At 73.4% G+C, this 23,382-nt stretch carries 17 protein-coding genes and 1 pseudogene; 14 read left to right on the forward strand and 4 right to left on the reverse strand.

Features of this window, described 5'->3' with window-relative positions:
• Window position 1: 1 nt before the first annotated feature.
• The 6 genes from CTZ28_RS39020 to CTZ28_RS39045 all read left to right on the forward strand — a co-directional run bounded on the left by CTZ28_RS39020 (window position 2) and on the right by CTZ28_RS39045 (window position 10,006).
• Window positions 2–2,941 (forward strand): DEAD/DEAH box helicase, encoded by a 2,940-nt coding sequence (locus tag CTZ28_RS39020; RefSeq protein ID WP_121894510.1) that lies wholly within the window; start codon window positions 2–4, stop codon window positions 2,939–2,941.
• A 395-nt stretch (window positions 2,942–3,336) separates the two neighbouring features.
• A complete protein-coding gene (locus CTZ28_RS39025; RefSeq protein ID WP_472926679.1) occupies window positions 3,337–4,953 on the forward strand; it encodes an SWIM zinc finger family protein in 1,617 nt (538 codons plus the stop codon).
• Between the two features lie 483 nt (window positions 4,954–5,436).
• Window positions 5,437–6,696: a sulfite oxidase gene (locus tag CTZ28_RS39030; RefSeq protein WP_121894559.1), complete on the forward strand. Its 1,260-nt coding sequence runs from the start codon at window positions 5,437–5,439 to the stop codon at window positions 6,694–6,696.
• Between the two features lie 322 nt (window positions 6,697–7,018).
• On the forward strand, window positions 7,019–7,555 hold the full coding sequence (locus CTZ28_RS39035; RefSeq protein ID WP_259472013.1) for a hypothetical protein: 537 nt from the start codon (window positions 7,019–7,021) through the stop codon (window positions 7,553–7,555).
• Window positions 7,556–8,040: 485 nt separating this feature from the next.
• The gene (gene pcaDC / locus CTZ28_RS39040) at window positions 8,041–9,336 is read left to right on the forward strand and encodes a bifunctional 3-oxoadipate enol-lactonase/4-carboxymuconolactone decarboxylase PcaDC (protein ID WP_121894561.1); all 1,296 of its coding nucleotides are present in this window, start codon (window positions 8,041–8,043) and stop codon (window positions 9,334–9,336) included.
• Window positions 9,337–9,370: 34 nt separating this feature from the next.
• Window positions 9,371–10,006: an MBL fold metallo-hydrolase gene (locus CTZ28_RS39045; protein WP_121894512.1), complete on the forward strand. Its 636-nt coding sequence runs from the start codon at window positions 9,371–9,373 to the stop codon at window positions 10,004–10,006.
• On the opposite strand, the gene CTZ28_RS39050 is transcribed toward CTZ28_RS39045, so the two are convergent.
• Window positions 9,909–10,271, reverse strand: coding sequence for a glycerate kinase (locus tag CTZ28_RS39050; protein ID WP_121894562.1), 363 nt, complete (start codon window positions 10,269–10,271; stop codon window positions 9,909–9,911). The genes CTZ28_RS39045 and CTZ28_RS39050 overlap by 98 nt on opposite strands.
• A gap of 81 nt (window positions 10,272–10,352) precedes the next feature.
• On the opposite strand from CTZ28_RS39050, the gene CTZ28_RS39055 reads away from it, so the two are divergent.
• From CTZ28_RS39055 to CTZ28_RS39080, 6 genes are all read left to right on the forward strand, one after another.
• Window positions 10,353–11,132 carry an exodeoxyribonuclease III gene (locus CTZ28_RS39055; protein WP_121894513.1) on the forward strand — a complete coding sequence of 260 codons (780 nt, stop codon included), beginning with the start codon at window positions 10,353–10,355 and terminating at the stop codon, window positions 11,130–11,132.
• 58 nt (window positions 11,133–11,190) lie between these two features.
• Entirely contained in the window at window positions 11,191–11,610 is a 420-nt protein-coding gene (locus tag CTZ28_RS39060; RefSeq protein WP_121894514.1) for a DUF6278 family protein, read from the forward strand.
• Window positions 11,611–11,723: 113 nt separating this feature from the next.
• Window positions 11,724–12,467: an amino acid ABC transporter ATP-binding protein gene (locus CTZ28_RS39065; protein WP_121894515.1), complete on the forward strand. Its 744-nt coding sequence runs from the start codon at window positions 11,724–11,726 to the stop codon at window positions 12,465–12,467.
• A gap of 17 nt (window positions 12,468–12,484) precedes the next feature.
• Window positions 12,485–13,396, forward strand: a complete 912-nt coding sequence (locus CTZ28_RS39070; protein WP_121894516.1) for a glutamate ABC transporter substrate-binding protein — start codon at window positions 12,485–12,487, stop codon at window positions 13,394–13,396.
• An 11-nt stretch (window positions 13,397–13,407) separates the two neighbouring features.
• On the forward strand, window positions 13,408–14,052 hold the full coding sequence (locus tag CTZ28_RS39075; RefSeq protein ID WP_121894517.1) for an amino acid ABC transporter permease: 645 nt from the start codon (window positions 13,408–13,410) through the stop codon (window positions 14,050–14,052).
• On the forward strand, window positions 14,049–14,927 hold the full coding sequence (locus CTZ28_RS39080) for an amino acid ABC transporter permease (protein ID WP_121894518.1): 879 nt from the start codon (window positions 14,049–14,051) through the stop codon (window positions 14,925–14,927). The genes CTZ28_RS39075 and CTZ28_RS39080 overlap by 4 nt, the downstream gene beginning before the upstream one ends.
• 327 nt (window positions 14,928–15,254) lie before the next feature.
• Here the strand turns inward: CTZ28_RS39080 and CTZ28_RS39090 are convergent, their stop codons facing one another.
• Window positions 15,255–16,010, reverse strand: a complete 756-nt coding sequence (locus CTZ28_RS39090; protein WP_121894519.1) for a hypothetical protein — start codon at window positions 16,008–16,010, stop codon at window positions 15,255–15,257.
• A 105-nt stretch (window positions 16,011–16,115) separates the two neighbouring features.
• On the opposite strand from CTZ28_RS39090, the gene ggt reads away from it, so the two are divergent.
• Complete coding sequence (gene ggt, locus CTZ28_RS39095) at window positions 16,116–17,915, forward strand: gamma-glutamyltransferase (protein ID WP_121894520.1); 1,800 nt, start codon at window positions 16,116–16,118, stop codon at window positions 17,913–17,915.
• A gap of 18 nt (window positions 17,916–17,933) precedes the next feature.
• Here ggt and CTZ28_RS39100 read toward each other — a convergent pair whose 3' ends face one another.
• Together CTZ28_RS39100 and CTZ28_RS39105 are read right to left on the reverse strand one after the other, a co-directional pair.
• On the reverse strand, window positions 17,934–20,537 hold the full coding sequence (locus tag CTZ28_RS39100; RefSeq protein ID WP_121894521.1) for an ATP-dependent Clp protease ATP-binding subunit: 2,604 nt from the start codon (window positions 20,535–20,537) through the stop codon (window positions 17,934–17,936).
• Window positions 20,538–20,643: 106 nt separating this feature from the next.
• Window positions 20,644–21,191: pseudogene (locus tag CTZ28_RS39105) on the reverse strand (M24 family metallopeptidase).
• Between the two features lie 299 nt (window positions 21,192–21,490).
• Here CTZ28_RS39105 and CTZ28_RS47450 point away from each other — a divergent pair.
• On the forward strand, window positions 21,491–23,266 hold the full coding sequence (locus CTZ28_RS47450) for a hypothetical protein (RefSeq protein WP_183154812.1): 1,776 nt from the start codon (window positions 21,491–21,493) through the stop codon (window positions 23,264–23,266).
• Window positions 23,267–23,382 lie beyond the last annotated feature (116 nt).

Consider the following 23,382-nt stretch of genomic DNA (forward strand, 5'->3'; position numbering starts at 1 on the left):
TATGAGCGGCACGGCTGCGGTGGGTGAGCGCACCTGGGCCCCCGGGGAGGCCGGGGGACGCGTCCCGGTGCGGCTCGCCGCCGTCTACCTGCCCGCGCCGCTCCCGCGCGACGGCCGGATCGCCTTCTGGGACCCCGACGGCGCACCCTTGCCCGCCACGCCCGCCACGCCCGCCACGCCCGCCACGCCCGACGCTGCACCGCCGACGGCGGCCAGGACGCCCCCGGCCGCCGACCACCGACGGCCGGACGGCGCGCGCCACGGCGAACTGACGGTCGTCCGCCCGCACGGCGCGAGCGTGCGCCGCCGTACGGTGCCCGCGCTGACCCTGCCGCTCGACGCGGCCCTCCCCGTGCTGGTACGGGCCCGGCACCACCCGGCGGCCCACCCGGCGACGGCCTGCTGGGGCGCGGCGGCCCTGCACGCGCTGCGGCTCGCCGCCCGCGGCCGGCTGCTGCCCGGCCTGACCCCCGCCGGGCACGACGCCTGGCGGGCCGGCCCCCTGGAACCCGACGACATCGCCCACCTGCGCGCCGTCGCCGCGGCCCTGCCCGCCGAGGGCCACGCCGTGCCGCTGCCGGGCCCCGGACCGCTCAGGCTGCCCGAGCCGGAGGCGCTGGTGCGCTCCTTCCTGGACGCCGTCGCGGACACCCTGCCCCGCACCCCGGCCGCCCCGCACGCCTCCGGGGGGCCCTTCGCCGCCCGGGAGGCCCACCTGCTGCCCGCCGCCCACGACTGGGCGGCGGAGGTCGCCGCGGGCATGGACGCGGGCGTGCGGATCTCGCTCCGCCTCGACCTGTCGGCGTACGACCTCTTCGACGCCGTCCCCGGCGGCGACGGGACCCGCGGCGCGGGCGCCGCGATCGTCCAGGTGCACAGCCTCGCCGACCCCACCCTGGTCGCCGACGCCGCCGGCCTGTGGGCGGGGGAGGCCGACACGGCGTTCGGGCCACGCGCGCGCGTGGACGCGGCCCTCGCCGTCCGCCGCGCGGCCCGCGTGTGGCCGCCCCTGGACCGGCTCGCCGAACAGGACGTGCCCGACGTGCTCGCCCTGTCCGAAGCGGAACTGGGCGACCTGCTCGGGGTGGCGGCCACCCGGCTCGCGGCGGCCGGGGTCGCCGTGCACTGGCCCAGGGACCTGGCGCACGATCTGACGGCGACCGCGGTGGTGCGCTCCGCGCCCGGCTCGGCGACCGACGGCACCGGCTTCTTCGAGAGCGAGGAACTGCTCCAGTTCCGCTGGCAGTTGGCCCTGGGCGGCGATCCGCTCGGCGAGGCCGAGATGGACGCGCTCGCCGAGGCGCACCGCCCCGTCGTCCGGCTGCGCGACCGCTGGGTGCTCGTCGACCCCGCGCTGGTCCGCAAGGCCCGCAAGCGCGAACTGGGCCTGCTCGACCCGGTCGACGCGCTGTCCGTGGCACTCACCGGCACCGCGGAGATCGACGGGGAGAGCGTCGAGGCGGTGCCGGTCGGCGCGCTGGCGGCACTCCGCGACCGCCTCACCGCCGGGATCCGCCCCGCCCGGCCGCCCGCCGGACTGCACGCCACCCTCCGCGACTACCAGCTGCGCGGGCTGGCCTGGCTCGACCTGATGACCTCCCTGGGCCTCGGCGGCTGCCTCGCCGACGACATGGGTCTCGGCAAGACGATCACCGTCATCGCCCTGCACCTGAAGCGGGCCCGCGACGAACCCACCCTGGTGGTCTGCCCCGCGTCCCTGCTCGGCAACTGGCAGCGGGAGATCGCCCGGTTCGCGCCCGGCGTCCCGGTCCGCCGCTTCCACGGCCCGGACCGTACCCTCGACGGCCTGTCCGGCGGCTTCGTCCTCACCACGTACGGCACGCTGCGCTCCACCGCACCCCGTCTCGCCGAACAGCCGTGGGGCATGGTCGTCGCGGACGAGGCACAGCACGTCAAGAACCCGTACTCGGCCACGGCCAAGGCCCTGCGCACCATTCCGACGCCCGCGCGTGTCGCCCTCACCGGCACACCGGTCGAGAACAACCTGTCCGAGCTGTGGGCGCTGCTCGACTGGACCACCCCCGGACTCCTCGGCCCGCTGAAGTCCTTCCGCGCCCGGCACGCGCGCGCGGTGGAGAACGGCGAGGACCAGGAGGCGGTGACCCGGTTGGCCCGCCTGGTCCGGCCCTTCCTGCTGCGCCGCAAGAAGTCCGACCCCGGCATCGTCCCCGAACTGCCGCCCAAGACGGAGACGGACCACCCGGTGCCGCTCACCCGCGAACAGGCCGCGCTGTACGAGGCGGTGGTCCGCGAGTCGATGCTCGCCATCGAGACCGCGGAGGGCATCGCCCGCCGCGGTCTCGTCCTCAAGCTGCTCGGCGCGCTCAAGCAGATCTGCGACCATCCCGCGCTGTATCTCAAGGAGTCGCCGCACGGGGACCGCCTGGCCGCCCGCTCCGGCAAACTGGCCCTGCTCGACGAGCTGTTGGACACCCTGCTGGCCGAGGACGGCTCGGCGCTCGTCTTCACCCAGTACGTCGGCATGGCCCGCCTGATCACCGCCCACCTGGGCGCCCGCGCGGTCCCCGTGGACCTGCTGCACGGCGGCACGCCGGTACCGGAGCGCGAACGCATGGTGGACCGCTTCCAGAGCGGGGCGACCCCGGTCCTCGTGCTCTCCCTCAAGGCCGCCGGCACCGGCCTGAACCTCACGCGCGCGGGTCATGTCGTCCACTTCGACCGCTGGTGGAACCCGGCCGTCGAGGAACAGGCCACCGACCGCGCCTACCGCATCGGGCAGACCCAGCCGGTGCAGGTCCACCGCCTGGTCACCGAGGGCACGGTGGAGGACCGTATCGCCCGGATGCTGGAGTCCAAGCGCGCCCTGGCGGACGCGATCCTCGGCTCCGGGGAGTCGGCCCTCACCGAGCTGACGGACCGTGAGCTGTCCGACCTGGTGTCACTGCGGAGACCGTCATGACGGCCGAGCGGGAACGCCCCGCCGACATCGCCCGTCGCGCACTGCGCGCCGCCCGGGAGGCTTCGGGCACGGCGGAAGCACCGCCGCCGGACGCTGTTCCGGAGACGGCGGAGGGGCCGCCGCGCAGCGGTGCGTCGAGCGCGACGGAGCGGCGCCCTTACGGGGCCGCTTCGAGGGACGCCGGGGGATCGCCGCGTGAGGCCGCACCGGGCGGTGGCGAGGCGTCTCGTGGCACAGGCGGCGCAGGCGGCACCGACGGCCCCTCGGCGCGGCGGCCGAGGCCGGGCGATGCGGCCCGGGCCGCGATCAGGCCGACCGCGTCCGGGTCTCCCGCCGACGAAGCCCTCGGGCAGCCCGCGCGTCCGGACGGCGGTGCCGCCCGCCCCGAGGATCACGTGGACGCCCGCTCCGAGCGCCACCTGGACAATCGTTCCGAGCACCGCCCGGACGCCCGCTCCGACGGTCGCCCCGGCGACGTGGCCCGACAGGCGCTCCGGGCGGCCCGCCAGGACCCGCGCAGGGCCGACGAACCGGACCGGGCGGCCGGGCCGGCCCCCGCCACGGGCCCCGCTCCGGCACAACTCCGCACCGGGGCGGCCCGGGGCGGGCCCGGCCGCGATGTCCGGCAGTTCCTCGCCGACGCACTCCGGACACCACCGACGACGGCTGCCGCGGCCGAGCACACCGACCCCCCTGCCGGACAGAGCCCTTCGGACGGGCCTCCGCACCTTCCCCGGACCATGGCCACGCCCCACCGCGACGGTGAACTCCGGCGCACCTTCCCGGCGTTCCCCGGCCGGACGGCATCGGGCGGCCCCGAGGCGTCCTTCGCCGCCACCTGGTGGGGCAACGCCTGGGTCACCGCTCTGGAGCAGGGCGCGCTGGACGCCGCACGGCTGGCACGCGGACGCGGATACGCCGAGCAGGGGCACGTGGACGCGATCACCGTGACACCGGGACTCGTGCTGGCGTACGTGCGGGGCAGCCGCCCGCGGCCCTACCGGGTGCAGGTACGGCTGCGCACGTTCGACGAGGCCGACTGGGAACACTTTCTGGACGCCGCCGCCGAACAACCCGGCCGCATCGCCGCACTGCTCGACCGCCGACTGCCCGCCACCCTCGCCGACAGTGGAGCAGCGCTGCTGCCCGGCCCCGGCGACCTCGACCCGCGGTGCAGCTGCCCCGACTCGGGTCACCCCTGCAAGCACGCCGCCGCCCTCTGCTACCAGACGGCACGGCTGCTCGACGCCGACCCCTTCGTCCTGCTCCTGCTGCGCGGCCGCGGCGAACGCCGGCTGCTCGACGCGCTGTCCCGTCGCAGCGCCACCGCCGCGGCCCGCGCCGCGCAGGACCGGGAGCCGCGGCCGTTGCCCGGCGTACGGGCCGCCGAGGCCCTCGCCGCGCGCCGGCTCCCCCCGCTCCCGGCGCCGTTGCCGCCGCCCGCGCACCCCGAGCAGCCCCCGGTGTACCCGGCGGCGCCGGGCGGCCCCGACCCCTTCGGCCTGGACCAGCTGGCGACGGACGCCGCCGCCCGCGCGCACGCGCTGCTGTCCACCGGGCGGGACGCCGTCGGCGAACTGACGCTGTGGCAGGACGCGGTGCGCCTGGCCGCGGCCCGCCCCGGCTCCGGCCTGACCGCGGCCACCCGCGCGCTCTACTCATCACTGGCAGCCGCCGCGGGCCGCACCCCGGCCGAACTGGCGCGCGCGGTCGCCGCCTGGCGGCAGGGCGGACTCGACGGGCTCGCCGTCCTGGAGGAGCCCTGGGACCCGCCGGCGGGCCGCTTCGACCGGGCCCGCCCCCTGCTGCTCGCCGCCGACCTCCCCGCGTTCCGCCCCTGGCACAACCACCTCACCCACCCGCAGGGCCACGTCCAACTCCGCCTGGGCCGGGACGGCCTGTGGTACGCCTATGAATCGGAGCCGGGCCATGACGACTGGTGGCCGCGCGGCACCCCGGACCCGGACCCCGTCGGCGCCCTGACCGGCCTGGGCATCCCGGGCGCCGACTGACCTCGGCGCGACTGGCCCTGCCCCGGCGCCCTGAGCCCGGCGCTCTGCCCCCGGCGCCCTGCGCCCCGCGTGCGGTGTCGCCCCGCGCACCCGGTGCCGACCCGAGTGCCCCCCGTGCCCGTCCCGGCGTCCCACCGTCGGCCCCGGGGGAGGGGGCCGCCGACAGCTGCCCGCCCAACCGCCCTGCCCCCGCCCCGATTCCGCCGGATTCCCCACCGGCTCGGCCCGCATCCTCGTACCATGGCCGCGTGATCAGCAGCCGACGCCGCCCCGCCGCTCCGCGGTTCCGCGCGCTCGCGTCCCGTCGCTGTTGTTGTTGATCGTCGTCTGACGGTCCTTTCCCCACCGGGCCGTTCAGCCCCCCGAGCGACCTCCCCGAACGCGCCCTTCGCCGTGCCCGGTGCCGATCCGGACGGTGGCCCGCGTTCCGGTCGAGTGGTCGCCGTCCGCGTACCGCATCCGCCCGAAAGGCAGGCCCGCACCATGCGCACCCCCGAATCCATCCGCGAATCCGCCTACGACCGGCGCAGACTGCGTCAGTGGCTCGCCGGTGAGGCCCGCGCCGACGGGGTCTCCCGGCGCGACCTGCTCCGTCTTCTGGCGGCGGCCGGACTCGCCGCCACGGCCGCGCCCACCGCCCTCGCCACGCCCGCGACGGCGGCTGCGGGCATCGTCAAACCCCTCCCCGACGAGTGGTTCACCGTGCGCGGCACCAACGCCGAGACCAGGTTCGCCTCCCTGGCGGGCACCGGCTACCACACCCCGGTCGACCGCTTCTTCGTCCGCAACCACACCTCCACCCCCGTCCTGGACGCCGCCGACTGGACCCTCACCGTCCGGGGCGACGGCCTGGTCCACGGCCGGACCGTCGAGTTCTCCCTCGACGACCTCAAGCGGCTGCCCGCCGTGACCCGCACCGCCTTCGTGGAGTGCGCGGGCAACGGACGCAGCCTGTTCACCAGCCAGCAGGGCGACACCGTCACCGGCACGGCCTGGACGCTCGGCGCGATCGGCACCGCCCGCTGGACGGGCGTCCGGCTGGCCGACGTGCTGCGCCGGGCCGGGCTCGGGCGCCACGCGGTCGATGTCATGCCCCGCGGCCTCGACCCCGACTACGTCACGGCCGACGGCACCGACCTCGGCCCGGTGCGGCGCCCGCTGCCGCTGTCCAAGGCCCTCGACGACGTGCTGCTCGCCTACGAGATGAACGGCGAGCCGCTGCCGTACGACCACGGCCGTCCCGTACGGGTCCTGGTGCCCTCCTGGATCGGCATCGCCTCGATCAAGTGGGTGGGTGACATCGAGGTGTCGGCGCGGCCGCTGTACTCGCCCTGGAACACCGACTTCTACCGGCTGTTCGGCGACGCGTACCCGGCGGACGGCAGTGCGCCGCTGACCCGACAGACCGTCAAGAGCGCCTGGGAGCTGGAGTGGGACGCGCGCCTCGACGCCACCGAGCACCGGCTCACCGGCCGCTCCTGGTCCGGGGCGGGCGGCGTCGTCCGGGTCGACGTCAGCACGGACGGGGGCAGGACCTGGCGGCGGGCCCGGCTGCACGACGCACCGCGCAGGGCCGGCTGGGTGCGCTGGTCCACCGACTGGCGTCCGCCGGCCCCGGGCGCCCACACCCTGCTGGCCCGGGCCACCGATGCCGCGGGCCGCACCCAGCCCGACGCCACGACGCCCAACACCCAGGGCTACCTCTTCGACGCGGTGGTCCGTCACCCGGTGAAGGTGGCGTGAGCGTTCTCCGGCGATTCCGGGGTCCGGTGCGGGCGACCGAGCCGAGATGAGGAGGCGTCAGAACACCGGCTGTCGTCGATGGGGTGACCACCAGTCAGATAAATCACCTTGAAGGGCTAAGTGCCTGTCAATCTTCTTGCACACCAGTGGAGTTGGTCATGCCGTCAGCTGTCGGGAGAGCGGCATACGGGTGCGGCGAGTCCCTCGTTCGGCTCCCCGCTGCCGGGCTCTCGACATGTCCGGCAGGAAAGTCGCGGGAGCTGTTTGTACGTTCATCATGCGCCGGCTGCTGAGCCGGTCTCTCGCAGACAGGAGAAGTTGCATGTTGCTGACCCGCTCCACGGCGGTCACCGCCGGTATTGCGGCCGCGGCGGCCCTGGCCGCGACCGGCATCACCTACGCCTCGGCCACCTCCACATCGGCCCAGGCGTCCCCGGTGGCCCTGCAGGCGGCTCCCGTCCAGGAGCCGTTCGGCGGCAACGTCGGAAAGGGTAACGAGGAGAAGGGCGAGAACGAGGAGAAGGAGGGCAGGGGCAAGGAGTTCGAAAGAGGATTCGAGAAGAGATTCGAAGAGGGGCGGATCCACATCAACGAGCGGACGTACTCCTCCCAACCGGACGGCTGCATCACCGTGGTCAGCGGCCTCGGCGCCAAGACCCTGAACATCCGCAACGAGAGCCGCCGGACCGTCGAGGTCTTCCGCGGGGTCGTCTGCGACAACGGCGCCCCCATCGCCACTGTCGGACCGCACAGCTCCAGTACCGGCGTGAAGCCGGGAAAGACCGAGGGTATCTTCGTCGAGGACGGAGTGGTGGCCAGTTTCCGGGTCATCAAGGAGCGTCACGAGTTCACGTACTGAACCGGTTCGACCGGCTGCACGACAGGGATCCCCGGCCCGCTGGAATCGGGCCGGGGCTCCCCTCCGGGCAGCACCCGGACCACACCATTGTGTGACACTCCGCGTGTCGCGCGCATCCCGCCGGGTCGGCCGCCCCTCCACCTCACCGGCCCACCCGGCGGCCGACTCCCGCCAAGGCACAGCCCGTTGGGCCCGTCCCGCACCACGGCCACCGGCTCCGCCCCGGTGCCCCGGCACACCCGAACGGGTGGCGACGGCGCGAGCCGAACGCCATGCCGCCGCCGTCTCCCCAGGTCCGTGTTCCGGAGCACGGACCTGGGGGCGGTACGTCCCCCGGCAGGACATACGCACGTGGAGCCCATCGAGAAGCGGTATGTCAAGCCCGGTGCCGAGGATCTTCGCGGAGCCGTCACAACCTGGGATGGATTGCATGGGCTCCCGACCCAAGCACGTGAGAAAGTGTGAGATGTGAGAGCGTGCAGGGCGTGAGTGAGACACCGACGAACACCCTGCAATACCGCTTCGACGGGCCAGAGGATGCCCCGGTCCTGATCCTGGGTCCCTCACTGGGCACCACCTGGCACATGTGGGACCGCCAGATTCCGGAACTGGTCCGGCAGTGGCGGGTCTTCCGCTTCGACCTGCCGGGGCACGGCGGCGCGCCCGCCCACCCGGCGGACTCCGTCGCCGAACTGTCCGCCCGGCTGCTCGCCACGCTCGACGCGGTCGGCGTGCAGCGCTTCGGCTACGCGGGGTGCGCGCTCGGCGGCGCGATCGGTATGGAACTGGCCCTGCGCCACCCGGAACGGATCGCCTCGCTCGCGCTGGTGGCCACCTCCCCCCGGTTCGGCACCGCCGACGAGTTCCGGCAGCGCGGGGTGATCGTGCGCACGAACGGACTCGACCCGATCGCCCGCACCTCGCCGGACCGCTGGTTCACCGGCGGTTTCGCCGCAGCGCAGCCCGCGATCACCGAGTGGGCCGTGCAGATGGTGCGCACCACCGACCCGGGCTGCTACATCGCCGCCTGCGAGGCGCTGGCCGGCTTCGACGTCCGTTCCGAACTGGGGCGCATCGGCGTGCCCACCCTCGTGCTGGTCGGCTCGGACGACCAGGTCACCGGCCCGGCCGAGGCCCGCACCCTGGTCGCCGGGATACCGGACGCCCGGCTCGCCGTCGTCCCCGGCGCCTCCCATCTCGTCCCCGTCGAGCAGCCCGCGGCCGTCACCGACCTGCTGGTGCGGCACTTCTCCAGCGCCTGGCAGCCGGCGATCGACTCGACGACCGGCCAGATGGCCATCGTGGCGGCCCCCGCCAAGCCGGTCCTCGCCGCCGCGCCACAGGCCGCGCCCATCGCCGAGATCGCCCCGCCCGTGGCACCCGCGCAGCCGCCGGGGCGGCCCGACGCCTACGAGACGGGCCTCAAGATCCGGCGCGAGGTGCTGGGCGACGCCCATGTGGACCGGGCGCTGGCGCAGTCCGACGACTTCTCCGGGGACTTCCAGGAGTTCATCACCCGGTACGCGTGGGGTGAGATCTGGGACCGTCCCGGGCTCGACCGCCGCGCCCGCAGCTGTGTCACGCTCACCGCGCTGGTCGCCGGCGGCCACCTGGAGGAGCTGGCCTTCCACACCCGGGCGGCGCTGCGCAACGGCCTCACCCCCGACGAGATCAAGGAAGTGCTGCTGCAGGCGGCCGTGTACTGCGGTGTACCCGCCGCGAACAGCGCGTTCCGGGTGGCCCAGCAGGTCGTGCGGGAGGAGACCACACCGGCGGAGTGAGCGTGCGGCACCGGCGGGGAGGAGGATGGATCGCATGAAGCTCACGAAGAAGTCCCACTCCTGCGTCCGGCTGGAGAAGGACGGGCGGACGCTCGTCCTCGATCCCGGTGGCTTCAGCGAGCCCGACGCCGCCGTCGGTGCGGACGCGATCCTGATCACGCACGAGCACCCGGACCACTTCGACGAGGGGCGGCTGCGGGCCGCCATGGAGGCGAACCCGGCGGCCCGGATCTGGACCCTGAAGTCGGTCGCGGACCGGATCGCCGCGGCCTTCCCGGGCCGCGTCCACACCGTCGGCCACGGCGACACGTTCACCGCGGCGGGCTTCGACGTCCAGGTCCACGGCGAGCTGCACGCGGTGATCCACCCGGACATCCCGCGGATCACCAACGTCGGCTATCTGATCGACGGCGGCCGGCTCTTCCACCCCGGTGACGCGCTCACCGTCCCGGACCGGCCCGTCGAGACGCTGATGCTCCCGGTGATGGCCCCCTGGAACAAGATCTCCGAGGTCATCGACTACGTTCGTGAGGTCAAGCCGCAGCGCGCCTACGACGTCCACGACGCCCTGCTCACCGATCTCGCCCGGCCGGTCTACGACCGGCAGATCGGCGCCCTGGGCGGCTCGGGCCATCTGCGGCTCGCGCCGGGATCCAGCGCCGAGATCTGAGCGGGTCCGGGCGCCGAGCCTGGATGCCCGCGCCGCGCAGTTGCTCGACGGACAGCTGGGTGCGGCCGGCGACCGCGACCACCGGGACGCCCTGGGTGCCGGCCGCGCCGGTCACGCCGACGGGTGCCTTGCCGTGCAGGCTCTGCGCGTCCAGCGATCCCTCGCCGGTGATCACCAGCCGGGCTCCGGCCAGCTCCTGGCGGAATCCGAGCAGATCCATGAGGATCTCGATGCCCGCGCCCGGCTGGACGCCGAGGAAGGCCATGGCAGCGAAGCCCACGCCGCCGGCGGCTCCTGAGCCGCGCGCGGGCGGGCACTGTCAGTGCCGCCGGGTAGGTTGTGGGGCATGCGCATCGCGACCTGGAACGTGAACTCGATCACCGCCCGCCTGCCGCGGCTGCTGGCCTGGCTGGAGAGCAGCGGCACCGACGTGCTGTGTCTGCAGGAGGCCAAGGTCGCCGCGGAGCAGTTCCCGCTGGACCAGCTCCGCGAGCTGGGCTACGAGGCGGCGGTCCACGCGACCGGCCGGTGGAACGGCGTGGCGGTGCTCTCCCGGGTCGGCCTGGTGGACGTCGTCAAGGGCCTGCCCGGCGACCCCGGGTACGAGGGCGTGCAGGAGCCCCGGGCGATCTCCGCGACCTGCGGCCCGGTCCGCGTCTGGTCGGTGTATGTGCCGAACGGCCGCGAGGTCGACCACCCGCACTACGCCTACAAGCTCCAGTGGTTCGAGGCGCTGCGGGCCGCCGTCGCGGGTGACGCGGCCGGTGACCGCCCCTTCGCGGTCCTCGGCGACTACAACGTGGCGCCGAGCGACGACGACGTCTTCGACGTGGCCGCCTTCGAGGGCCTCACCCATGTCACCCCGGCCGAGCGCGCCGCCCTGACCGCGCTGCGTGAGACGGGCCTGTCGGACGTCGTCCCACGCCCCCTGAAGTACGACCGCCCCTACACCTACTGGGACTACCGCCAGCTCGCCTTCCCCAAGAACCGCGGAATGCGCATCGACCTGGTCTACGGCAACGAACCCTTCGCCAAGGCCGTGAAGGACGCGTACGTCGACCGTGAGGAGCGCAAGGGCAAGGGCGCCTCGGACCACGCCCCGGTGGTGGTGGACCTGGACGCATAGGGCGACACCCGCGCTCGCCCTGTGGTGCGTGGGACCACGTCGGTGTCACGCTGGGCCCATGAACATCCCCTTCCTGGGCAACCGGCACAAGAAGAGCGATGCCCCGGTGCTGCCCGCCGACCGCGAAGGCGTCGCCGAGCTGCTGTCCGAGTGCGATCTGCTGCGCTCCCAGGCGGCCCGGGAGGGCGTCCGGCTGGACGACTCCGTGACCTCGCTGGAGGCGCTCGACCAGCTGCTGCCGCGCTGGCGCGACGACGCGGAGATCCTGCCCTGGCTGGGCAATGACGCGGGCCTTTATCTGGGCACGGTCATCGTGCGCACCGTGCCCGGCGCGTACTGGGGATTCCAGCCCGGCGGGCAGCCCGTCGTACGGCTCGCGTCGGGGCGCGAGTTCGATGTCGTCGAGGCCGGTCACGAGTGGGCGGCGAACGGCGTTCCCGAGCTGTCGCAGCTGTACGCGGAGGTCGCCGAGGCCTGACAGTTGCAGTAAATACGGCTAATGCCCGAAAAGTGCGTGTCGGGTATTAAGTACGCCTTTGCCTGGATAGTTTGCGGCAACCGCGACACAGGTGAAAGCGAGTAGAGCTGCGTATGGCCGTCGATCCCTTGATCGAGCTGCGTGACGTCAACAAGTACTACGGCGAGCTGCATGTCCTGCGGGACATCAACCTCACTGTCGGCACGGGGGAGGTGGTGGTCGTCATCGGCCCGTCGGGGTCGGGGAAATCGACGTTGTGCAGGACGATCAACCGGCTGGAGGACATCCACTCGGGAACGGTCGCCTTCGACGGCCGGCCGCTGCCCGCGGAGGGCAGGGCACTGGCGCGGCTGCGCGCCGAAGTCGGCATGGTCTTCCAGTCCTTCAACCTCTTCGCGCACAGGACGGTGCTGCAGAACGTCTCTCTGGCACAGGTCAAGGTCCGACGGCGGGGGCGGGGCGAGGCCGACCGCCGCTCCCGCGAACTCCTCGACCGCGTCGGCCTGCTGGCCCACGCCGACAAGTACCCGGTCCAGCTCTCCGGCGGCCAGCAGCAGCGCGTGGCCATCGCCCGCGCCCTCGCCATGGAACCCAAGGCCCTGCTGTTCGACGAGCCCACCTCGGCCCTCGACCCGGAGATGATCAACGAGGTGCTCGAGGTGATGCGGCAACTCGCCCGTGACGGCATGACCATGGTCGTCGTCACGCACGAGATGGGCTTCGCGCGCGCCTCCGCCCACCGTGTCGTCTTCATGGCGGACGGCGGCATCGTCGAGGACCGCGCCCCGGAGGAGTTCTTCACCAGCCCGCGCAGCGAGCGGGCCAAGGACTTCCTGTCCAAGATCCTCAAGCACTGAGCCGGGGAGTGCGATCCATGTTCCGCACCACACGTGTGCCCCTCGCGTTAGCCGTGCTCGCCGCGCTCCTCGCCACCGCCTGCGGCAAGGAGGGCAGCCCGCCCACCAAGGGACCCGCGGCCTCGTCGCTCCCCGACTACCAGGTGGCGCAGGACTTCCGCCTGCCCGGCTCACCGACCTGGACCCGGGCGAAGAAACGCGGCCACGCCGTCGTCGGCGTCAAGGAGGACCAGCCCTACCTCGGCGAGAAGGACCCGGCGACCGGCACCTACGCCGGCTTCGACATCGAGATCGCCAAGATGATGTCGGCCTCGCTCGGCCTGCCGCCGGAGTCGGTCGAGTTCAGGACCATCGCCTCCGCCAACCGCGAAACCGCCCTGCAGAACGGGCAGATCGATTTCTACGTCGGCACCTACACCATCAACGCCAACCGCAGGAAGCTGGTCGGCTTCGCCGGGCCCTACTACCTGGCCGGCCAGTCGCTGCTGGTCCGCAAGGACGAGAAGGACATCCACGGGCCGCAGGACCTGGCCGGCCGACGCGTCTGCTCCGCCGCCGGGTCAACCCCCTACCAGCGCATCAGGGCCGACTACCCGAAGGCCGTCCTGGTCTCCTACGACACCTACTCGGTGTGCGTCGACAACCTGCTCACCTACCAGGTCGACGCCGTCACCACCGACGACGCGATCCTCATCGGCTACGCGGCGAAGGCCCCCGACGAACTCAAGGTCGTCGGCAGTCCGTTCTCCGAGGAGCCGTACGGCATCGGCGTCCCGCACGGCGACAACGCCCTGCGCCTCGCACTCGACGACGCGTTGGAGGCACGGCAGAAGAAGAACGACTGGAAGAAGGCGTACGAGGCGACGCTCGGCCTGTCCGGCGTGCCGGCGCCCCGCCCACCCGCGATCGACCGTTACCCGGCGAGCTGAACGAGGACAGCTTGAACGTACTGACAGACAATTTCTCCACCTATGCCCAGGGCTTCCTCGGCACACTCCAACTCACCGTCTACGCCTCGGTGCTGGCCCTCGTCCTGGGCTTCGTCATGGCGTCCTTCCGGGTCGCACCGGTCGCGGCGCTGCGCGCCGTCGGCGCGGCCTGGGTGACCGTGCTGCGCAACACCCCGCTGACCCTGCTGTTCTTCGCGGTGCTGCTCGGCCTGCCCCGCTTCGGACTCGTGCTGCCCTTCCAGGTGTTCGCGGTCCTCGCGCTCGGCTGCTACACGTCCGCGTTCATCTGCGAGGCGCTGCGCGCCGGTATCAACACCGTGCCCAAGGGCCAGGGCGAGGCGGCCCGCAGCCTCGGCATGACCTTCGGCCAGACCCTCGGTCTGGTGGTGCTGCCGCAGGCCTTCCGGTCGGTGATCCCGCCGGTCGGCTCCACCCTCATCGCGCTGGCCAAGAACTCGGCCATCGCGGGCGCGTTCAGCGTCACCGAGCTGCTCGGCACGTACAAGACGCTCGGCGAACTCGGCTACGACGTCGTCTGGACCTTCGTCTGGATCGCCGTCGGCTACCTCGTCGTCACGCTCGCCATCAGCGCCCTGTTCAACCTGCTGGAGCGCACGTGGGGGGTGGCCCGATGAGCCAGGCCACCGCGCTCTACGACATCCCAGGGCCGCGGACCAGACAGCGCCACCGCGCCTACGGGGTGCTGGCCGTCGCGGTGATCCTCGGCCTGCTCGGCTGGCTCGTCGCCCTCCTGTCGACCACTGGGCAGTTCGGCCACACGAAGTGGCTGCCCTTCGCGTACCAGGGCATCCAGGAACTGCTGCTGCGCGGACTGGGCAACACCCTCAAGGCCTTCGCGCTGGCGGCGGTCCTGTCGCTGGCACTCGGCGGGGCGCTGGCCGCCGGGCGGCTGTCCGACCACCGGGCGGTGCGCCTGCCCGCCACGGTCGTCGTCGAGTTCTTCCGGGCGATGCCCGTGCTGGTGATGATCTTCTTCATCTTCGTGGCGCTCAAGGTGCAGCCGCTGCCCGCCCTGGTCGCCGGACTCACGCTCTACAACGGGTCCGTGCTCGCCGAGGTGTTCCGCTCCGGTGTGAACGCCGTCGAACGCGGCCAGAAGGAGGCCGCGTTCGCGCTGGGCATGCGCAAGACCCAGGTCATGTCGTACGTACTCGTGCCCCAGGCCGTGCGGGCGATGCTGCCCGCCATCATCAGCCAGTTGGTGGTGGCCCTGAAGGACACCTCGCTCGGCTATCTCATCACCTATGAGGAGTTCCTCCATGCCGGGAAGCTGATCGCGTCCAACCTCGACTACGATTTGCCGTTCATCCCCGTGGTGATGGTGATCTCGCCGATCTACATCGGGATGTGTGTGCTGCTCTCGTGGTTCGCCGGCTGGGTGTCCCGGCGTGAGCAGCGCAGTCCCAAGACCGAGGCCGTGGACGTCGCCGCGGCCGGACCGGGGACGCTGCTGCCCGGTGGTGGTCCCCCCACCGCACGGAGACCGTAGGGGGCAGCGGCTCACGGGGCCAGGCCCGCCCGGCGGCAGCCGGAGATCACTGCTCGCGCGGCGGTGCGCACCCGCAGAACGGGGCGTCCGCGGGCGAGCAGAAGGTCAGCTGCGCGCCGGACGGGTTGCTCCCGGGCCCCGGGAACACCGGACCGGTCAGAACACCTAGGGCCTCTCGTTTGGATCATGCCGGGCTCGCGGGCCCTGGCACCGCGCCTCGCGGCGTTGTCGTCGGTTGTCAGGGCTCCGCCCTGCCGCCCTCCTCCGCCTTGCGATCCACGGCACCAGACCCCGCTCCCTGATCCGGCCTGATCCAAACGAAAGACCCTAGGCCCGGTGCGAGCGTGGTGTCTCCGACGGCGTCGGCAGCGGTGCCTGCGCGGTCCGGGTCACATCGGCGACCAGCTCGACCACGTCCGGGCCGTACGCCTGCGAGTTGACCACCTTCAGCAGCAGCACGAACGAGTTCGCGCCGTGCTTGCGGGCCAGCCGCTCGTGGTTGCGGGCGAGATAGCGGGTCGCGGCCTGGTTGGTGATCGCGCGCTGGCCGCAGAACAGGAACACCGGGCGTGCCTCGCGTCGCTCGCCGGCGGTCAGCCGGGCCAGCAGCACATATTCCGTGACACCCGACTCCAGACGGTAACGCTCGCTGCCGATCTGGAAGGCACCGCGTTCCGGACCCGGCTCCGGGTCGATGTTCACCCGTACCCCGGGTAGCATCGCCGTCATGTGGGCCAGCATGCGCCGGTTCGAACCCGGACCGCCCACGCAGAATTCGGTGCGTTCGCCGAAGCCCTGCTGGACGTTGTCCTGGGTCACCATCTGCAGATGCGCGCCGCAGTCCTTGATCAGCGCGGCCAGCTCCAGCAGCGCGAAGACGTCGAAGCGGTGGACCGCCGGCTCGGAGGTCGCCGGGTCGCGGTTGACGACGAGCAGCGACTCCGCGTTCTCCGGAAGCCCGAAGAACGCCTGCTTGCGTCGCAGCTTGCGCTTCCACAGCGCGGTGCGGGCCAGCCAGCCGATGCCGGCGCTGATGCCGGCGGCCACCAGGCCCAGGATGATGTTGCGCAGGTCGTCACTCATGGGCGCGCATGCTAGCGGGCGAAGGCAAACCGGTGTTCGAGACGGTCCTGACGGGGACATGCCGTTGGATTAAGCTGCGCGGACGGTCACTCGCTGGAGGTGCGAATGCGTCGCCCTGTCGCGCGGAAACTGTCGGTCCTTGCGGTCTCGGCCGCCGTGGTGTCCGTGGGGGCGGCCGCGCCGCCCGGCGCCACGAGCACCACCCCGCGGAAGGTCCCCGTGGCCGTCGGCCACGGCGGCGCGGTCGCCAGCGTCGACGCGGACGCCTCGGCCGCCGGCATCGAGGTCCTGAGGAAGGGCGGCAACGCGGTCGACGCCGCCGTCGCCACGGCCGCCGCCCTGGGGGTCACCGAGCCGTACTCCGCCGGCGTCGGCGGGGGCGGCTACTTCGTCTACTACGACGCCAGGTCCCACGCCGTGCACACCATCGACGGCCGGGAGACCGCGCCGCTCAGCGCCGGCCCCGACCTGTTCCTGGAGAACGGCAGCCCCCTCGCCTTCGCCGACGCCGTCAGCAGCGGACTGAGCGTCGGCACGCCGGGCACGCCCGCCACCTGGCAGACGGCCCTGGACACCTGGGGCAGCCAGAAGCTGGGCACGGTGCTCAAGCCCGCCGAGCGGCTCGCCCGCGCCGGCTTCACCGTCGACGACACGTTCCGCTCGCAGACGGCGGCCAACGAGACCCGGTTCCGTCACTTCCCGGACACCGCCGAGCTGTTCCTGCCGAACGGGCAGCTGCCGGTCGTCGGCTCCACCTTCAAGAACCCCGATCTGGCCCGCACCTACCAGGAGCTGGGCCGCAAGGGCGTCGGTGCGCTCTACCGCGGCGACCTCGGCAAGGAGATCGTCTCCACCGTCAACAACCCGCCGGTGGACCCCGGTTCGGGCTGGAACGCGCGCCCCGGCAAGCTGTCCGTCAAGGATCTCGCCGGCTACCGCGCCAAGCTCCAGGCGCCCACGAAGACGTCGTACCGCGGGCTCGACGTCTACTCGATCGCGCCCTCGTCCTCGGGTGGCACCACGGTCGGCGAGGCCCTCAACATCCTTGAGAAGACCGACCTCTCGAAGGCGACCGACGCGCAGTATCTGCACCGCTTCATCGAGGCGAGCCGGATCGCGTTCGCGGACCGCGGGCGCTGGGTCGGCGACCCCGCCTTCGAGGACGTACCGACGCGGCAGCTGCTGTCGCAGTCGTACGCCGACTCGCGCGCCTGCCTGATCAAGGACGACGCGGTGCTGACCAGCCCGGTCGCGCCCGGCGACCCGCGCCACCCGGCGGCCTGCTCCACCGGGGGCACGGCGGCCCCGACGACCTACGAGGGCGAGAACACCACCCACCTCACGGTCGCCGACAAGTGGGGCAACGTCGTCTCCTACACGCTCACCATCGAGCAGACCGGCGGCAGCGCGATCACCGTGCCCGGCCGGGGATTCATCCTCAACAACGAGCTGACCGACTTCTCCTTCGCCCCGGCAAACCCGGCCGTGCACGACCCGAATCTGCCCGGTCCCGGCAAGCGCCCGCGGTCGTCGATCTCGCCGACGATCGTGCTCGACCGGCACGGCAGGCCGGTGGTGGCGCTCGGGTCGCCCGGCGGCGCGACCATCATCACGACCGTGCTGCAGACCCTGACCGGGTTCCTCGACCGGCATCTGCCGCTGGTCGACGCGATCGCCGCGCCCCGCGCCAGCCAGCGCAACGCGGCCAGGACCGAACTCGAACCCGGCCTGTACGACAGCAACCTGCGGACCAGGCTCGAAGCCATCGGGCACGCCTTCTCGCGCAATCCCGAGATCGGCGCGGCAACGGGCGTGCAACGCCTCCCGAACGGCGCGTGGCTGGCCGCGGCGGAGACGGTACGCAGGGGCGGCGGCTCGGCCATGGTGGTCGACCCGGCCCGGTGACCGCCGCGGCGGTGCCGGTCAGCCGCCGGGAGCGGGCGGTCGCGGTGCGGTCTCCGCGCCGCCCGGCGGCGTCGGTCGACCTGCGGCCGGCGGTCCCTCCGTCCGGAAGGTCAGCCGGTCGTCCGGGGCGTCCACCTCGACGCGGCTGCCTTCCGGGAGGCGGCCGTCCAGGAGGAGCCGGGAGATGCGGTTGTCGACCTCGCGCTGGATGGTGCGGCGCAGCGGGCGGGCGCCGTACTCGGGCTGGTGACCGCGCTCCGCGAGCCAGCCGACGGCCGCGTCGGTGAAATCGACGGTGACCCCCTGCGCCTGCAGCAGCCGCCGGGTGCGCTCCAGCAACAGGTCGGTGATCTGCCGTAGTTGCTCGGCGGTGAGCCGGCGGAACACCACGATCTCGTCGATGCGGTTGAGGAACTCCGGCCGGAAGTGCTCGCGCAGCGGGCGCAGGATCTGCTCCCGCCTGGCCTCCTCGTCCGCCTCCGCGCCGCCCGCGCCGAACCCGATGCCCGCGCCGCGCCGGCCGATCGCATCGGAGCCCAGGTTGCTCGTCATCACGATGACCGTGTTGGTGAAGTCCACCGTGCGGCCCTGCGCGTCGGTCAGCCGCCCGTCGTCGAGGACCTGGAGCAGGATGTTGAAGACGTCCGGGTGCGCCTTCTCCACCTCGTCGAGCAGCAGCAGCGAGTACGGGTGCCGGCGCACCACCTCGGTGAGCTGACCGGCCTCCTCGTGGCCGACGTACCCGGGCGGCGCGCCCACCAGCCGGGACACCGTGTGCCGCTCCTGGTACTCGCTCATGTCAAGCCGCACTATCCGGTCCTCGCTGCCGAACAGGACCTCCGCGAGCGCCCGGGCCAGCTCCGTCTTGCCGACGCCGGTCGGGCCGAGGAACAGGAAGCTGCCGATCGGCCGGTCCGGGCTGGCGAGCCCGGCGCGGGAGCGCAGCACGGCCTCCGCGACCACGGCGACCGCCTCGTCCTGGCCGATCACCCGCTCGTGCAGATGCTCCTCCAGGCCGAGCAGCCGCTCCTTCTCCTCCTGGGTCAGCCTGCTGACCGGGATGTGGGTGAGCCGGGACACCACCTCGGCGATGGCCTCCGCCGTCACCTCCAGGTCCTGCCCCTCGTCGGCCCTGTCGTCGCCGGTGGTCTCGGAGATCCGTCCCTTCAGCGCGGAGATACGGTCGCGCAACTGCATGGCCTGCTCGTACTGCTCGTCCGCGACCGCCTGGTCCTTGTCCCGCACCAGCTGCTCGACCTCGCGTTCCATGGCGCGCACGTCCGTGCCCTTGGTCCGGGCACCGAGCCGCACCCGGGCGCCCGCCTGGTCGATCAGGTCGATCGCCTTGTCCGGCAGCCGCCGGTCGGGGAGATAGCGGTCGGACAGCTCCACGGCGGCGACCAGCGCCTCGTCGGTGTAGCGGACCTGGTGGTGGGCCTCGTAACGGTCGCGCAGCCCGCGCAGGATCTCGATGGTGTCGGGGACGGTCGGCTCGGGCACCAGGATCGGCTGGAACCGGCGGGCCAGCGCCGCGTCCTTCTCGATCCTGCGGTACTCCTCCAGCGTGGTCGCGCCCACGACGTGCAGTTCGCCGCGGGCCAGCGCGGGCTTGAGGATGTTGCCCGCGTCCAGCGCGCCGCCCTCGCCGCCGGACCCCGTGCCCACGACGGTGTGCAGCTCGTCGAGGAAGACGATCAGCCGGTCGGAGTGCGCCCTGATCTCGGTGACGATGTTGTTCAGCCGCTCCTCGAAGTCCCCGCGGAAGCGGGTGCCCGCGACCACGCCGGTCAGGTCCAGCGTGACGACCCGGCGCCCGACGAGGACGTCGGGCACGTCCCCGTCGATGATCCGCTGCGCCAGTCCCTCCACGATCGCCGTCTTGCCCACGCCGGCGTCGCCGATCAGCACCGGGTTGTTCTTGCCGCGCCGGGAGAGCACCTCGATGGTCTGCTCGATCTCGTCGTCCCGTCCGATGACGGGGTCGACGCGCCCCTGGCGGGCCAGCTCTGTCAGGTCGCGGCCGTACTTGTCCAGGGTGGGGGTGGCCGGGGGCCGCTGCCGTTCGGTGCCGGTGCGCGGCGGCGCCTCGGCGGCGTCCGGTGGCAGGCCGCCGGCCGCGAACCGGGCCGCGCTCAGGATGTGCCCGGCGGCCGAGTCCGGGTTCGCGGCGAGCGCGCCGAGCACATGCTCAGGGCCGATGTATCCGGCGCCGCTCGACCGGGCCATGTCGTGCGCGTCCAGCAGCGCCCGCTTGACCGCGGGGGTGAGGGAGAGCGAGGTCGGCGGCGGCGCCTCGCCCGGCGGGTGCTGGAGGGGACCGGAGCGCTGGTCGATCTCCGTCGCGAGCGTGTCGGGGTCGGTGCCGGCCCGGCTGAGCAGGCTCCGGGTGGGTTCGGTGGCGAGGGCCGCGCGCAGCAGATGCTGGGTGTCCAGATCGCGGCTGCCGTGCTCGGCGGCGTACTGGGCGGCGCCTTTCACCAGTTCCCTGGCCGGCTGGCTGAGCAGCCGGCCGATGTCCACCTGACGGGGGCCGGGATGCTGGCCGCCGCCGAAGAAGCGGGAGAGGAATTCACCGAAGGGGTCCGGGCCGTGTCCTTCCGGCCCCGTGAAGCCGCTGGTCATGGCGTTCCGTTCAGCAAAGTGTCGGACATCTGGGCCAACACCACGATGGCACGTTCGCCGAGGCGAGGCATGTCCAGCCGTCCGGGTGACGACGGCGAAGGCACCGTCAGCGTTCGGTGAGGATGCGGGGCCCCGATTCGGTGACGGCCACCGTGTGCTCCGCGTGGGTCGCGCGCGAGCCGTCGTTCGTGCGCAGGGTCCAGCCGTCGGGGGCTGCGTGGTAGCCGTCGCCGCCCCCCCGCCGATCAGCATGGGCTCGATCGCCAGGACCACGCCGTGCCGCAGGGGGAGCCCCCGGCCCGATGGCGCCGATGCGGTTGCCGACGGCGGCCGCCGTGATGCCCGCCGCCAGTGCGCGCTCGGCGGTCTCGATCAGCCGGACGTCCGTGGGCCGGGGCCGGCCCACGGTGCAACTGATCGCGGAGTCGCCGGCCCAGCCCGCCGGTTCGGCGCCGCAGCCGATGGAGACCAGATCGCCGTCGCGCAGCCGGTAGCGGCCGGGGATGCCGTGCACGATCGCATCGTCGACGGAGGCGTGGATCACCGCGGGGAAGGGGGCGCCACCTCGTCCAGCTCCAGCAGGCTGACGCCGGCGCGGGCCTCCTCCCGTACGGCCGTCAGCGCCTGCCCGACGATCGGGCCCGCCGCGTGCATCGCGTCGATCGACGTGCCGGGACCGGGCGGGCGCCGCCCCTCGCCTTCTTCACCGTCGCCGCGCTCGCCCTGAGGCGCAGGCAATCAACGGGTCAAGGGATTGCCTGATCGCGGTCAAGGGCCGGAAAAGATGCCTGGTCGTCGGTTTGGGTGGGTCGACCGGGTGTCTTTTCCGGGCGCGGTGGGCGGCCCGTGGCCGCGGGCGGTCGCACGCGCACGGAAAACTCCCTGTAGCGGTGGCGTAACACGGCTGGTGTTTTCTACGGACCGGAGTGTTCCGGTCTGGCGGGAGTTGGGCGATGGCAGTGGATCAGCTCCCAGGCACGGTGCGGGAGTTCGCGAGCTACCTGGATGGTCTTCTGGCGCGCCTCGATCGGCGCGGCGGCTGGTGCGCGGTCTTCTGGCAACGGGACCCGGACGGTATGCGGGCCTGTCTCGACGGGCGCGAGATCCCGCCGTGGGACGTGGTGGAGGCGCTGCTGCAGGACCTGGCGGCGGGCTACGGCCCGGACACCGCCGGTGCGGAACGGGAACGCGCCCGGCATCTGTACTCGGCCGCGCTCACCGCGTACGACGCCCGGCCGGGCGCCCGGGACCTGCTCGGCGACCGCCTCGACGTGATGCTCCGCGAGCAGCGGTACGCCGCCGAACGGCAGGGCGAGCTGGGCCGGTTGCTCGCCGCCGCCACCACCGCCGAAGCCGCGCACGCCCTCCGTCACGACCTCGCCTGGGCCCGCGACGACCACGAGCGGGCGACCGCACGGTGCGCCGAACTGCGCCAGCGCATGGCCGAGTTGGACCGACTCGACGCCGCCGGCCGGGGCCGGGACACCCACCCGCCCCGGCGCGACGCCGACGGCGGTGTGCTCCGGATCGGCGACGACTTCCCTCCGGGGGCGCGGGGTGATGGCGCGGCGCCGGGACACTCGGCGAGCGGCCCGGCAGTGGCGGGTTTCCCGGGGGCGGACCCCGACCGGGCCCGGCGCCCGGGTGGCGCACCGGCGGGCGGGCGGCCCCCTGGGGGCTCTGGTGCTGTGGGTGGCGGTGGTGGCGCGGGGTCATGGGGTGACGGCGTGGCACCGGGACACCTGGTGGGTGGCCCGGCAGCGGCGGGTTTCCCGGGGGCGGACGCTGACCGGGCCCGGCGTCCGGGTGGCGCACCGGCGGATGGGCGGCGCCCTGGGGGCGCTGGTGCTGTGGGGTCGGGTGGAGCCGTAGGTTCCCATGGGGTCGTTGGGAGCGGTGGTGCCTCGGGCTCCGTCGTCCCGGATGCCTCGGAGGGGCGTGATGCCACCGCGGTCGGTGGGCAGGGCGATCCCGGGGTGCCCTCCGCCGCGTCCTCCGGCAAACAGCGCAAGCGACGGCGCGGCAGTGCCCGGTTCGCCGGGATGGCCGAGGACGACGCCGGGCCCGCCCCCGTACCCCCCGCCGGGCCGGCCCTGCCCGCGACGGCCCCCGCCGGGCGCCGCACCCTGCGCGGGGCCCGGTTCGCCGGAGCCGCCGGGGCGCCCGAACCGCCGGAACCGCGGGGGGAGCCCACGGACACCCAGGCGGCACCGGCCGTCGCCGGCGCCGTACGGACGCTGGAGCGGCTGCGCCGCGAGGGCCGCACCGGCGAGGCGCACGCCCTGCTGGTCGAGGCCGCGCAGTGGCCCCCCGCCCGGCTCCCGCTGCTCGCCGCCGAACTGCAGCGCGGCGGGCTCGGCGCCGACTGGGCCACCCTGCTGTGGGAGGCCGCCTCGCTGCCCGCCGACCGCCTGGTCGCCGCGGCCGACGCGCTCGTCGCGGCGGGACGGACCGGCGACGGGCGGCAGATCCTGCGCCAGGGCGTCGTACGGCCCGCCGAGGAGATCGGCACGGCGGTGCTCGGGCTGACGGCCGAGGGGCGCGCCCGCGAGGTGCGGGCCCTGCTCGACGCGTACGTCCGGGTCCGCACCCCCGAGGAGGCGGCCCGCAGCGCCGCCGCCGACCCGCAACGCCTCGTGCCGCTCCTGCTGGAGGCCGCGCGGGGCGTCTCGGAGGAGCGACACTGGGACCTGGTGCACGCCCTGCGCGTGGCCGGATTCGCCGCCTGACCGGCCCGGCCGCTCACCCACTGGAGTGTGAAACATGATCGACTCCGCGGGTTCACGACGATGGTCTTGGCAAGCCCGTCCCGGAGGCTTACGTTCGTCCCTCTACCGCCTGGTTC

Origin of the sequence: Streptomyces shenzhenensis (assembly GCF_003688995.1) — a bacterium.
Lineage (GTDB): Bacteria > Actinomycetota > Actinomycetes > Streptomycetales > Streptomycetaceae > Streptomyces > Streptomyces shenzhenensis_A.